Genomic DNA, 12423 nt, shown 5'->3' with positions numbered 1-12423 from the left:
TCACGCCCCCTCCAGAAACTTGATCAGACCTTCGTTGAAGGTCTCGGGATCGGTGACGGTGAAGCCGTGGCCGCCCCAGGCGGCGACCTGGTAGTCGGCGTTGGGCAGGCGACCGGCCAGGCGCTGAGAGCAACTGGGCGGCACCAGCATGTCGTCGGCGCTGGCGCTGATCAGCACCCGGTGGGTGATCTCCTCCAGCCGCGCGTCGACGTCGAAGGCCAGCAGGGCGTTGATCCGGGCCAGCATCACGTCGCGCGGCGGGAAGCTGGCCACGTGGTGGGGCTCCTCGGCCTGCAGGCGGGCGTCATTCCGCGAGATCCAGTCGGCCGGATAGAGGAAGATCGGCTGGGCGTGGACATAGGCTTCCGGTCCGCTGTCGTTCAGCAGATGGATTCGGGTGTCGAAACAGCGCCTGATGTGCGGATCGGGCCGCGACCAGCCGTTGACCACCACCAGCTTGCCCAGGCGATCGGGCTGGTCCAGCGCGAGCTGCAGGCCCGCGTTGCCGCCGGCCGCGTGGCCGACCACGTGGGCTTTCGCCAGGCCCAGGGCGTCCATCACCTTGACCATGTCGTCGGCCATATGGGCGACGGTATAGTCGTCTGGCAGCTCGCGGACGCTGCGGCCCGTGCCGCGATGGTCGTACAGCACGACCGGCCAACGCTCGGTCAGGGCCGCCATCTGCGGGGCCCAGAACGCGCCCGAGCCGCCCAGACCCGACGACAGCAGCACGACCTCGCGGCCGGCGACCGGTCCGCCGTGCAGTTCATAATGGAGGCCGTCGACCGTGCCGGAGGTCATCGCGCTCAGCGCTTCCCGATGTGCGCGACCGAGGCGATCTCGACCACGAAACCGGGCTTCACCAGGCCGCACTGGATGCAGTAGCGGGCGGGTTTGTCGCCGGGGAAGTACTCGGCATAGACCTTGTTGATCGTCTGGTAGAAGCTCCAGTCGGTCAGGAAGATGTGGTTCATGGTCACGTCCTCCATCGTGCCGCCGGCGGTCTCGATCACCGACTTGATGGTCTCCAGCACCTGCCGGGTCTGGGCCTCGGCGTCGTCGGGGAAGGCGACGTTGTTGTCCTTGTCGAAGGCCAGGGTGCCCGAGACGTAGACGATCCCGTCGGCCAGGGTCCCGGGCGAGAACGGGGCGATGGGCGTGCCTGTGCCCGGCGGGGTGATGACGGTCTTGGGCATGGTATTCTCCTCTGTGCTGCCCCCTCAGTCGGCTTCGCCGACAGCTCCCCCATGAAGGGGAGCAGGGCCTAGGTTCTCCTCCCCCTTTATGGGGGAGGTGGCGCGGAGCGCCGGAGGGGGCTGCGCTACTCCGGCGCCAGCTGCCCAAACGCTCCCTTGAAATCCGCCGTCGTCGAGACCCAGCCGAAGAAGCTCTCGATGTTGAACAGCGCCGCCTTCTGCACGAAGTCGGGGCCCGCCTGGTGGGTCGCGTCTTCCAGCACGGTCCCGAAATATTCGAGGAAGAAGCCGTCGCGCAGGGTCGACTCGACGCAGACATTGGTGGCGATGCCGACGAACACTAGGTGGCGGATGCCGCGCGCCCGCAGCACGCTGTCCAGCTGGCTGTTGAAGAAGCCGCTGTAGCGGGTCTTGTGCAGCTGGATGTCGCCCGGCTCGGGCTTGAGGTCGTCGACCAGCTCGTAGTCCCACTGGCCGCGCGCCAGCAGCTTGCCCCGCAGTTCGGGCCGGGCGCGCATGGTCTTCAGGGCGTTGGACTTCCACCAGTTGGGCGAGCCGGGACCGCCAGCTTCCACATATTGGTCGTCCCAGCCGTTCTGGAAATAGATGACCTGCATCCCGGCGGCGCGGGCCACGGGCAGGATGGCCTTGATCTCCTGGATCACCTTCGCGGCCCCCGAGATGTCGAAGCCGGCCAGATCGAGATAGCCGCCCTTGGAGGCGTAGGCGTTCTGCATGTCGATGACGATCACCGCCGTCGTCTTCGGGTCGACCGGGATCGGCTCGGGCCGCGCGGGCAGCATGATCGCGCCGGGCGAAAGCGGGGTGATCGGAGAGCTCATCGACGCGGCGCCTTGTGATGTCCGAGGGGCATGGAATACCATCCCGCGTAACGTTGCAATCCGAACCGTTCGGTCCATGTTTGACCAAATGGTCCAAGTTCGAGCTGGCATGACCGACGCCGCCGCCAAGACCGTCAAGCCGTCGCGCAAGGCCGCTGGCAAACCGGCGTCCAAGCGCGCGTCCGGCGCCCGCGAGCTGGTCAAGGCCGCTCAAAGCGTGGGCGACAGCGAGGCGGCCGAAACGCCAAGGGGCGGCCGCAGCCCCGGTCCTCGCCAAAGGGCCGGCGAGGCCCGCAAGGCCGCCATCCTGAAGGCCGCGCTGGGCGTCTTCGCGCGCCTCGGCCTGGACGGCGCCAGCGTCGAGGCCATCGCCCAGGCGGCCGGGATCTCCAAGGCCAACCTCCTCTACTACCACCCGACCAAGGAGGCCCTGTACGTGGCGGTGCTGGAGCAGGGGCTGTCCCTGTGGCTGGCGCCCCTGAGCCGCTTCAGCGAGGGCGACGACCCCGCCGAGGCCATCGCCGCCCTGATCGACGCCAAGCTGGCGCTCAGCCGCGACCATCCGGAGGTCTCGCGGCTGTTCGCCCTGGAGATGCTGCGCGGCGCGCCGCTGCTGAGGCCGGTGCTCGCGGGGCCCCTGAAGGCAGTGTTCGACGCCAAGGTCACGGTGATCGCGGCGTGGGCGGCGGCGGGCAGGCTTGCCCCGGTGGACCCGCCGCACCTGATCTTCGCCCTATGGGCCCTGACCCAGCACTATGCCGACTTCGCCGTCCAGGTGCGCGCCCTGACCGGTAAGTCATTGTCCGACAAGAATTTCATGGAAGAAACCCGGGCGGCGGTGACGGCGCTGGTCCTGGAGGGCTTAAGGCCGCGCTAGGCCTGAGCTGCGTCCACACGTCACCTTCCGGCGAACGCGGTTGTTCATCATGGTGACGGTCAATGACGCCACCGCACCAACCTTTCCGGACCGCCGAAGCGCGGCCCATGCGACTGATCCACGGGATCGTCGGCGCGGCCGCCGTGCTGGTCGTCGTCTCGATCCTGGGCGGACTGGCTCTGATGATCCTGGCCGCGCGGCAGCTGGATCGCATGGAAGCGGTTGATGAGATCGAGATCACCCAGCGCACCATCGTCCGCACCCTGGAGCGGACAGAGCGCGAGGTGACGTCGGCCACGGTCTGGGACCAGGCCTACAAGGCCATGGGCTGGACGATCAACGCGACCTGGGCCGACACCGATTTCGCCACCTATTATCACGAGCAGTTCAAGCACGACCTGACCTTCGTCATCCGCTCGGGGCAGGTGGCCTACGCCTCGGCGGGCGGCAAGCGGGTTTCGGCCAGCGCCCTCGGGAGCTTCCCCGCCGAAGCCGCCCCGATCGCCGCCGATGTGGCCGCCAAGGCCCGCGCGGCGCGCCGCGCCGGCAAGCTCAGCACCGCCGGCGAGGTGACGCGCACGGGTCTGATGCGGATCGACGACGAGGTCTATCTGGTCGCCCTCGCCGCCGTGACGCCGGAGAGCCGGGCCGCCGCCGAGCTCTATGACGGCCCCCCCGCGATCGTCGTCAGCGCCCGCCGGATGGACGCCGCCTTTGTTCATCAGCTGTCGGACGACCTGGGGCTGGACGACTTGGTCCTGATGCGCCGCCCGGGCGGCGATCCGCCCAAGGTCGCCTTGCGCGACATCCACGGCCACGTGTTCGGGGCCCTGGCCTGGAAGGCCAGGAACCCGGGCCTGAAGCTGCTGAAGAGCGTCGCGCCGTGGCTGTTGATCGGCTTCCTGGTGCTGGCCGCCGCCGGCGCCGTGCTGACCCAGCGCGTCGCCGAGGCCCTGCGCAAGCTGGAGGCCGGGCGCCTGGAGCTGCTGGCCGCCAAGGAGGAGGCCGAGGCCGCCAACGCCGCCAAGACCCGCTTCCTGGCCAATATGAGCCACGAGGTCCGCACCCCGCTGAACGGCGTGCTGGGCATGGCCCAGGTGATGGCCGCCGACACGCTCAGCGAGACGCAGGGCCGCCGCCTGAAGATCCTGCAGGAGTCTGGCCAGGCGCTGCTGGCCCTGCTGAACAGCATCCTCGACATCGCCAGGCTCGAGACCGGCGCGGTGCGGCTGCGGTCCGAGACCTTCGACCTGGCCGCCCTGGTCGAGGCCTCTTGCGCGGCCTTCTCCGGCGCGGCCGCGGCCAAGGGCCTGGACCTGACGGCGGACATCGCGCCCGAGCTGCGTGGCCGCTGGGGCGGCGACCCGATGCGTCTGCGTCAGGTGCTGGGCAACCTGGTGGCCAACGCCGTCAAGTTCACCGACCACGGCGGCGTCACCGTCCGCGTCCGTCCCACCGCCAAGGGTCTGCGCTTCGAGGTCGAGGACACCGGCCTGGGCATCGCCGCCGAGGACCTGTCCGAGCTGTTCAAGACCTTCTCCCAAGTCGACAGCTCCCTGACCCGCGCCCACGACGGCGCCGGCCTTGGCCTGTCGATCTGCCGCGAACTGGTCGAACTGATGGGCGGCGCGATCGGCGTCCACTCGACGCCGGGGCAGGGGTCCAGCTTCCACTTCGTGGTCCCGCTGACCCAGGCCGCGGCCGATCGGCCGACGCTGCGGGTGGTGGGCTAAGGGGGCGGGCCGCCCTGCACAGTTCCCGCGCAACCACGTCGTCGGGGCGCCGATAAATCGGAGTGTCGGCCACGACCTATCGTCCTTGGCCACCTCAACCCCTCGCCCAAACGCTCACCCCTGCTAGCCCTTGTCCACACCGTCGGCTTCGACGGTTCTGTCGGGGACGGGCTTTCAATGGGATCGGGTGTAACGGCGCCAACCAGGCGCCAGCTTCTTTCGGCCATCGCCAAGGTCGGCGGCACGGCCGCGCTGTATCAGGCCATGACCACGCTGGGCCACGCGGCCGAGACCCAGTTCCATGGCCCGCCGAACCTGCAGGGCGCGCGGCCCGGCGCTTCGGTGATCGTGCTGGGCGCGGGCCTGGCGGGGATGCTGGCGGCGTTCGAGCTGACCAAGGCCGGCTACAAGGTCAAGATCCTGGAGTTCCAGAACCGCGCCGGCGGCCGCAACTGGTCGCTGCGCGGCGGCGATACCTATACCGAGCTGGGCGGCGCGACCCAGAAGGTGGCCTTCTCGCCGGGCAACTACCTGAACCCCGGCCCCTGGCGAATCCCGCACCACCACCGGACCCTGCTGCACTACTGCAAGTCGTTCGGCGTGGCCCTGGAGCCGTTCATCCAGTTCAACCACTCCGGCTGGGTCCACTCGTCCCAGGCCTTCGACGGCAAGCCGGTGCGCTTCAACGCCGCCGCCGCCGACTTCGAGGGCAATATCGCCGAGCTCTTGGCCAAGTCGGTCAACGCCAAGGCGCTGGACGACACCGTCACCCAGGAGGACCGCGACAAGCTGCTGGAGGCCCTGAAGGGCTGGGGCATGCTGGACAACAACTACCAATACACGGCCGGCCTGAAGGCCTCCAACCACCGGGGCTTCGAGCGGCCGGGCGGCGGCGGGGTCAATGGCGCGCCGATCCCGTCCAAGGACCTCTACAAGCTGCACGACGTGCTGGACCCGCAGGTCTGGACCTCGATGGCCTTCTTCATGGGGCACGAGATGCAGACCACCATGTTCCAGCCGGTGGGCGGCATGGACATGATCGGCAAGGCCTTCGCCAGGCAGGTCGAGGGCCTGATCACCTACAACGCCAAGGTCAGCAAGATCGCCCAGGACGACAAGGGCGTGGTGGTGACCTACGCCGACACCGCCACGGGCAAGGTGACCGACGCCAAGGCCGACTGGTGCGTCTGCACGATCCCTCTGGGCATCCTCGGCCAGATGGACTTGGCGGTGACCGACGAGATGATGGCCGCGATCAAGGCCGTGCCGTACTCCGGCCAGGTCAAGATCGGCCTGGAGATGAAGCGCCGCTTCTGGGAGGAGGACGACTACATCTACGGCGGTCACAGCTTCACCGACCAGGAGATCGCCCTGATCTCCTATCCGAACAACAACATGTTCAAGGACGGGCCGGCCGTGCTGCTGGGGGCCTTCGCCCGCGAGATGGGGGCCTATCGCCTGGCCGGCATGACGCCCGAGCAGCGGATCGAGGTGGCCCTGGCGCAGGGCTCGGTGCTGCACCCCAAGAGCTACCGCCAGGAGTTCGCCAGCGGGGCCTCGGTGGCCTGGAGCCGCGTGCCCTGGACCCTGGGCTGCTGCGCCCGCTGGAACGAGGACACCCGCAAGGAACACTACCAGACCCTGGTCGGCATGGACCGCCGGATCGTGCTGGCCGGCGAGCACGCGTCTTACGTCGGCTGCTGGATGGAGGGGGCGCTGCTCTCGTCCATCGACGCCATCACCCGTCTGCACAAGCGCGCGCTGGAGGCCTGAGGATCATGCGGAAGATCATCTTAGTGACGGCGGCCTTGATCGCCTTTCCGGCCATGGCCCAGACTTCCGGCGGCGGCGACACCGGCGGCGGCATCGTCCGGGCGCAGAAGCCCGTGACGGGGGAGCAGGTCTATGGCGCGGTCTGCCAGGCCTGCCACATGGCCGACGCCAAGGGCGCGACCGGAGCGGGGACCATCCCGGCCCTGGCGAACAATCCGAGACTGGCGGGGGCGGCCTATCCGATCATGATCGTGACGGGCGGCAAGGGCGCGATGCCAGGGTTCGTCGGCACGCTGAGCAACGCCCAGATGGCCGAGGCGGTGACCTATGTCCGCACGCACTTTGGCAACAGCTACGCCAAGCCGGTGACCGAGGCGGATGTGGCGAAGATGGCGAAGCCGCCCAGCGCTGGGGGGCACTGAGGCGAGGCCGGTAGCGTCTCTCCTCCCCTGGGGGAGGGGGGCCGCCGAACGGCGGTGGAGGGGGCCAGCCGCGGCGCCATTGGGCCCGCGCCGTCCCCCTCCGTCACGGCGCGTATTCGCGCCGCGCCACCTCCCCCAAGAGGGGAGGAGAGAGGTGTGCTCCGGCGTCTAGGGCGTCGTCCCCTCCACGAGCGGCGCGATCTGTTCCATCAGTTGCCGGGTCCCGTCCTCGCGGCCCTCGGGCGAGTAGTAGCCGTCCAGGAACACCCCGACCTCGGTGATCACCAGGCGCGTCTTGGGGCCCTCGGGGCGGAACTCCAGCGTGGCGACCGACACCGAGGCCAGATCCTCGCCGTGGTGCATCCAGTAGGTGTAGACGATCCGCTCATCCGGCACGATGTCATGGTAGCGGCTGCGGAAGTGGTGCGGCGGCTCGCCCGGCGGGCGGCTGACGGCGTAGTCCTCGCCGTCGACGCGGAAGTCCATGCCGCTTTCCGGCGGGCCCCATTCCTCGGGACCGTGGAACCACTTGGCCTTCTTCTCCGGATCGGCGAAGGCGGAAAACACCCGGGCGGGCGAGGCGGCATAGACCCGCTCGACGACGAAGGTGGCGTGGATGGCGCTGCGGTCTGTCTTTGGGCGGTCGATCATTTGGTTTCCCCGTCTTCCTCGGCGGCCAGAAAGGCGCCGAGCCGGTCGAGGCGTTGTTCCCACTGGGTGCGCCTCTGGTTGATCCACTGTTCGGCCAGGCTCAGGACATCGGGATTGATCCGGCAGGTGCGCACCCGGCCGACCTTCTCCGACGCCACGATCCCGCCCGCCTCCAGCGTGGCCAGGTGCTGCATGACCGCCGGCAGCGACATGTGCAGCGGCCGGGCCAGCTCGCTCACCGAGGCGGGGCCCCGGGAAAGCCGCTCGACCATGCTCCGCCGCGCGGGATCCGCGAGGGCCTGGAACATCAGGTCGAGCGAGGGTTGATGGTTAGGCATTAGGTTAAGTATCGGGGTGTGGGTGAATAGTCAAGTGGTTGCTTAAGTGTCGTGAGGGCTGATCTGGAGTTCTCCTCCCCTTTTTGGGGGAGGTGGCGCGGCGCGAATACGCGCCGTGACGGAGGGGGACGGCGCGGGCCTAGATTGGCGCGGCGCTGACCCCCTCCACCGCCGTTCGGCGGTCCCCCTCCCCCAGAAGGGGGAGGAGAGAAGATACGCGGCCTAAGCCAGCTTCACCTTGCCATCGACTCGCCGGGCGATGCCCAGGGGGTTTTCCGTCCGCAGCTCGGCCGGCAGCAGCGCTTCCGGCAGGTTCTGGTAGCTGACCGGGCGCAGGAAGCGCGCGATCGCCAGCGTGCCGACCGAGGTCGCCCGGGCGTCGCTGGTCGCCGGGAACGGGCCGCCGTGGACCATGGCGTTGGCCACCTCGACGCCGGTGCCGAAGCCGTTGACCAGGATGCGGCCGGCCTTCAGTTCCAGCGCCGGCAGCAGGGCGCCGGCGAGGGCGTGGTCGGCCTCTTCCAGGTGGATGGCGATGGTCAGCTGGCCTTCCAGGGCGTCGATGACCTTGGCCAGCTCGGCTTCGTCGGTCGCGCGGACGACCACCGAGGCGGCGCCGAACACCTCCTCGTGCAGGTGCGGATTGGCCAGGAAGTCGGCGGCCTTGACGCTGAACAGGGCCGCGCGGCCGGTGTGGCTGCCGTCCGCGCCGGGCAGGCCGCGCGCCACGGTGGTGACCGCCTTGTCCTGCGAGAGGGCGTCGACGCCGTGGGCGAAGGCCTGGCAGATGCCCGGGGTCAGCATGACGGCGGCCGGGGCGGCCTCCACCACCTTGCCGGCGGTCTCGACGAAGGCGTCCAGCTCGGGGCCGTCGATGGCCAGGATCAGGCCGGGATTGGTGCAGAACTGACCCGCGCCCAGGGTCAGGGCGGCCACGAAGTCCGGGGCGATCTTCTCGCCGCGCGCCTTGAGAGCGGCTGGCAGCAGGATGACCGGATTGATGCTGCTCATCTCGGCGTAGAACGGGATGGGCTCGGGCCGGCTCTGGGCGACGGCGGCCAGGGCCAGGCCGCCCCGACGCGAACCGGTGAAGCCGGCGGCCTTGACGCGCGGATCGGCGACCAGGGCCACGCCCATCTCGTAGCCGCTGTCGTGGATCATCGAGAACACGCCCGGATGCAGGCCGACCGAGGCGACGGCGGCCTGGATGGCGCGGCCGATCAGCTCCGAGGTCCCGGGATGGGCCGGGTGGGCCTTGACGATGACCGGGCAGCCGGCCGCCAGGGCCGAGGCGGTGTCGCCGCCGGCCACCGAGAAGGCCAACGGGAAGTTCGACGCGCCGAACACGGCCACCGGGCCCAGCGGCACGTTGCGCAGGCGCAGGTCGGGACGCGGCAGCGGCTTGCGGTCCGGCATCGCCGGGTCGATGCGGGCCTCCAGGAAGCCGCCGTCGCGCAGCACGCTGGCGAACAGGCGCAGCTGGCCGGTCGTGCGGCCCCGCTCGCCTTCGAGGCGGGTGCGGGGCAGGCCGGTCTCGGCCATCACCCGGACGATCAGGTCGTCGCCGATCGCCTCGATGTGCTCGGCGATGGCCTCCAGGAAGGTGGCGCGGGTCTCGTAGGGCAGGGACCGGTAGGGCCCGAACGCCTCGGCCGCCAGGGCCGCGGCCTGTTCGACATCGGCCTTGGTCGCGCCGCCGAACGCGGGCTCCAGGGTCTCGCCGGTGGCGGGATTGACGCCCTTGATCTCGCCGTTGGTTCCCTTGCGGCTTTCGCCGCCGATCAGAAGCTCGCCCGTCAGATGCACGTTCGTCGTCCCGCAATGAGTGGTTTCGGTCGGTATAGATGGGAGCGCTAACATGACAAGTCCATGCGCGCGACGGCGGGTTCAGGCGTTAGAAAGGGCTGAACCGTGCCGGAGGCGCCCTTGAAAGCCCGTTTCGCCGACGCCGCCAAGGCCTTGTTCGAGATTCGCGGCGGTCCGCGCGTGGATTTTACCGCTCCGGCGGGCGAGCCGGCCCTGGCCGCGCCGGATTCAGTGTCGTGGCGGGTGTTCAAGAACCCGGTCGCCCTGTTCGTCGGCGGGGTGACGGCGGTGATCCTGGAGCTGGCCGAGCCGCGCGTGCGCACCGGCGTCTGGGAACATTCCAGCTTCCGGACCGACCCGATGACCCGGCTGAAGCGCACCGGCCTCGCCGCGATGGTCACGGTCTATGGCGCGCGCTCGGTCGCCGAGACGATGATCGCCGGGGTCGGCCGACAGCACGCGCGGGTCGGCGGCGTGACGCCCGGCGGCGAGGGCTACCGGGCCTCCGACGTCGTGTTGCTGGACTGGGTGCAGGCCACGGCCAGCTTCGGATTCCTGGCCGCCTATCACACGCTGGTCGCGCCGCTGTCTCTGGAGGATCGCGACCGGTTCTACGCCGAGGCCGCCCCGGCCGCGCGGCTCTATGGGGCCTTGGGCGCGCCGGCGTCGGAGGCCGCCTGGGAGGCGCAGCTGGCGGCCATGCTGCCGCGGCTGGAGCGCTCGGCGATCGTGCTGGAGTTCCTGGACCTGATGCGCGGGGTCAGGATCGCCGGACCGCTGAGCCGGCTGCAGCACCCGCTGATCCGGGCGGCCGTGGGGCTGGTTCCGAGCGAGGCGCGCGCGGTGCTGGGCCTGGGCCGTGAATGGCTGCCGAGGCCTTTGGAGCTGCCGATCATCCGGGCGGCGGCGCGGCTGGCGGACCGGACGCCGATCCCCGGCGCGCCGCCCTACGAGGCCTGCGTGCGGATGGGATTGCCGGGGAGCTGGCTGTACCGGCGCTGACCTTCGCCCCCTGGCGAGGTCCTGGCCTGGCGTATGGGGATCGAGGCCGCTGGATCCCCGGCGTTGGCGAGATGGAGGCAAGCGAAATCAAAGGCTTGTCACTTTTATGGTCGCCTGAATGATCCGCGCCCGCTTGTGCCGTACCTTTGTGTCATGGCCGGAAGAAGCGACGAGGCGCAGGGCTGGAGCGAGACGCTGCAGACCCGCCTCCGGGCGAAGATGGACACGCTCATCAACGCCTTCGAGACCAGCACGGACCCCGCCGAGAAAGCCCAGATCGAGAAGGACGCCCGCACCTGCGGGGTCTTCGCCCGCTCGGCCAAGGCGATCGAGACGATGGTCCCTGAGCCCCCCGCCGAGAAGATCAAGCCCGCCGCCCCCACCTCCGGAGAGGCGGCGAATGACGACGAGGCCTCCATGCATGACGGTATCCCCGACGACCCCGAAGAGATTCAGGCCGCTCTTGCCGCCCGGTTTGATCGCTTCGCTGAGCTCCTCGAGCTCAAGCGTCGAACGGAACTGGCTGACGGCGGCGACGCGGACGCTGGACAGGGAGGACCAGCAGCGCCTGCTTAGCGCGCTCCTGGGCGATCCGCTGATCCACCAGATGACGCCGCGCGACGACGCCTGGTCGACCTGGCTGATGCTGGGCGGACGTGGCGCGGGCAAGACCTTCGCCGGCGCGCGCTGGGTCACCTTGAACGCCCTGGCCTATTCGAACCTGGCCCTGGTCGGCCCCACGCTGCACGACGTGCGTGAGGTGATGATCGAGGGCCCGTCCGGGCTGAAGGCGATGGGCGGGCCCCTGTTCCGCCCCCGCTGGGAAGCCTCCCGCCGACGCCTCGTTTGGCCCAACGGGGCGACCGCCTACGCCTTCTCGGCGGAAGACCCCGACAGCCTGCGCGGGCCGCAGTTTCACGCCGCCTGGGCCGACGAGTTCTGCGCCTGGCCCAAGCCCGCCGAGACCCTGGCCATGCTGCGCTTCGGCCTGCGGCTGGGCGCGGATCCCAGACTGGTGGTGACCTCCACGCCCCGGCCGATCCGGGCGCTGAAGGCGCTGATCGCCGAACCCGGCGTGTCGGTCACGCGCGCTGGAACCTCGGCCAACGCCGGCAATCTGGCGCCGGCGTTTCTGCGGACGCTGGAAACCCTCTACGGCGGCACCCGCCTGGCCGCCCAGGAGCTGGACGGGATCATCGTCGAGACCGACGGCGGCCTGTTCCGAGCCGAGGACCTGGCGCGTTGCCGGGCGGCGAAGCCCGCGCGCTTCGACCGCGTGGTGGTGGCGGTGGATCCGCCGGCCACCGCGACCGGCGACGCCTGCGGGATCGTGGTGGTCGGACGTCGGGACGATCGCGCCTTCGTGCTGGCCGACGAGACCGCGCGGGGCCTGTCCCCCGCCGGCTGGGCCGCGAAGGCGGTGGCCGCCGCGCGGGCCTGGAACGCCGACGCCCTGGTGGCCGAGGCCAACCAGGGCGGCGACATGGTGCGCTCGGTCCTGGCCCAGGCCGATCCGCCGTGCCGGGTGAAGCTGGTCCGCGCCAGCATCGGCAAACGCGCGCGAGCCGAGCCCGTGGCGGCGCTTTATGAGCAGGGCCGGGTGCTCCACTGCGGCGCGTTCGTGGCGCTGGAGGAGGAGCTGATGGCCCTGGGCTCGGGGGATCTGGAGCACAGTCCGGACCGCGCGGACGCACTGGTCTGGGCGGTGAGCGAGTTGATGCTGGGTGGGCGGCAGACGCCGCGGTTGAGGTCGCTCTGACTCAGCACAGGCCCCCACCTGACC

General features: G+C 70.0%; 13 protein-coding genes. 7 read left to right on the top strand and 6 right to left on the bottom strand.

Features of this window, described 5'->3' with window-relative positions:
• The 3 genes from rutD to rutB form a co-directional block, all read right to left on the bottom strand.
• Nucleotides 1-810 (bottom strand): pyrimidine utilization protein D, encoded by an 810-nt coding sequence (rutD, locus tag AC1RJ9_RS20370; RefSeq protein WP_492839824.1) that lies wholly within the window; start codon nucleotides 808-810, stop codon nucleotides 1-3.
• Entirely contained in the window at nucleotides 807-1196 is a 390-nt protein-coding gene (gene rutC / locus AC1RJ9_RS20365) for a pyrimidine utilization protein C (protein WP_492839777.1), read from the bottom strand. The genes rutD and rutC overlap by 4 nt, the downstream gene beginning before the upstream one ends.
• A gap of 125 nt (nucleotides 1197-1321) precedes the next feature.
• The gene (gene rutB, locus AC1RJ9_RS20360; protein WP_492839776.1) at nucleotides 1322-2038 is read right to left on the bottom strand and encodes a pyrimidine utilization protein B; all 717 of its coding nucleotides are present in this window, start codon (nucleotides 2036-2038) and stop codon (nucleotides 1322-1324) included.
• Between the two features lie 109 nt (nucleotides 2039-2147).
• On the opposite strand from rutB, the gene rutR reads away from it, so the two are divergent.
• The 4 genes from rutR to AC1RJ9_RS20340 all read left to right on the top strand — a co-directional run bounded on the left by rutR (nucleotide 2148) and on the right by AC1RJ9_RS20340 (nucleotide 6843).
• Nucleotides 2148-2915: an HTH-type transcriptional regulator RutR gene (gene rutR / locus AC1RJ9_RS20355; protein WP_492839775.1), complete on the top strand. Its 768-nt coding sequence runs from the start codon at nucleotides 2148-2150 to the stop codon at nucleotides 2913-2915.
• Between the two features lie 107 nt (nucleotides 2916-3022).
• On the top strand, nucleotides 3023-4648 hold the full coding sequence (locus AC1RJ9_RS20350) for a sensor histidine kinase (protein ID WP_492839774.1): 1626 nt from the start codon (nucleotides 3023-3025) through the stop codon (nucleotides 4646-4648).
• A 177-nt stretch (nucleotides 4649-4825) separates the two neighbouring features.
• A complete protein-coding gene (locus AC1RJ9_RS20345) occupies nucleotides 4826-6421 on the top strand; it encodes a flavin monoamine oxidase family protein (protein ID WP_492839773.1) in 1596 nt (531 codons plus the stop codon).
• 5 nt (nucleotides 6422-6426) lie between these two features.
• Nucleotides 6427-6843 (top strand): c-type cytochrome, encoded by a 417-nt coding sequence (locus tag AC1RJ9_RS20340; protein WP_492839772.1) that lies wholly within the window; start codon nucleotides 6427-6429, stop codon nucleotides 6841-6843.
• A 168-nt stretch (nucleotides 6844-7011) separates the two neighbouring features.
• Here AC1RJ9_RS20340 and AC1RJ9_RS20335 read toward each other — a convergent pair whose 3' ends face one another.
• From AC1RJ9_RS20335 to AC1RJ9_RS20325, 3 genes are all read right to left on the bottom strand, one after another.
• The gene (locus tag AC1RJ9_RS20335; protein WP_492839771.1) at nucleotides 7012-7494 is read right to left on the bottom strand and encodes an SRPBCC family protein; all 483 of its coding nucleotides are present in this window, start codon (nucleotides 7492-7494) and stop codon (nucleotides 7012-7014) included.
• Nucleotides 7491-7832: an ArsR/SmtB family transcription factor gene (locus tag AC1RJ9_RS20330; RefSeq protein WP_492839770.1), complete on the bottom strand. Its 342-nt coding sequence runs from the start codon at nucleotides 7830-7832 to the stop codon at nucleotides 7491-7493. The genes AC1RJ9_RS20335 and AC1RJ9_RS20330 overlap by 4 nt, the downstream gene beginning before the upstream one ends.
• A 222-nt stretch (nucleotides 7833-8054) precedes the next feature.
• Nucleotides 8055-9692, bottom strand: coding sequence for an aldehyde dehydrogenase (NADP(+)) (locus AC1RJ9_RS20325; RefSeq protein ID WP_492839769.1), 1638 nt, complete (start codon nucleotides 9690-9692; stop codon nucleotides 8055-8057).
• A gap of 66 nt (nucleotides 9693-9758) precedes the next feature.
• Between AC1RJ9_RS20325 and AC1RJ9_RS20320 the strand changes: the two genes are divergently transcribed.
• The 3 genes from AC1RJ9_RS20320 to AC1RJ9_RS20310 all read left to right on the top strand — a co-directional run bounded on the left by AC1RJ9_RS20320 (nucleotide 9759) and on the right by AC1RJ9_RS20310 (nucleotide 12399).
• Nucleotides 9759-10640, top strand: coding sequence for an oxygenase MpaB family protein (locus AC1RJ9_RS20320; RefSeq protein WP_492839768.1), 882 nt, complete (start codon nucleotides 9759-9761; stop codon nucleotides 10638-10640).
• Nucleotides 10641-10793: 153 nt separating this feature from the next.
• Complete coding sequence (locus AC1RJ9_RS20315) at nucleotides 10794-11216, top strand: hypothetical protein (protein ID WP_492839767.1); 423 nt, start codon at nucleotides 10794-10796, stop codon at nucleotides 11214-11216.
• Nucleotides 11104-12399: a DNA-packaging protein gene (locus AC1RJ9_RS20310; RefSeq protein WP_492839766.1), complete on the top strand. Its 1296-nt coding sequence runs from the start codon at nucleotides 11104-11106 to the stop codon at nucleotides 12397-12399. Before AC1RJ9_RS20315 ends, AC1RJ9_RS20310 begins: the two co-directional genes overlap by 113 nt.
• Nucleotides 12400-12423 lie beyond the last annotated feature (24 nt).

Source organism: Caulobacter sp. GW822-FHT07D08 (assembly GCF_058798735.1).
This window is presented reverse-complemented; position numbering and strand designations above follow the sequence as displayed.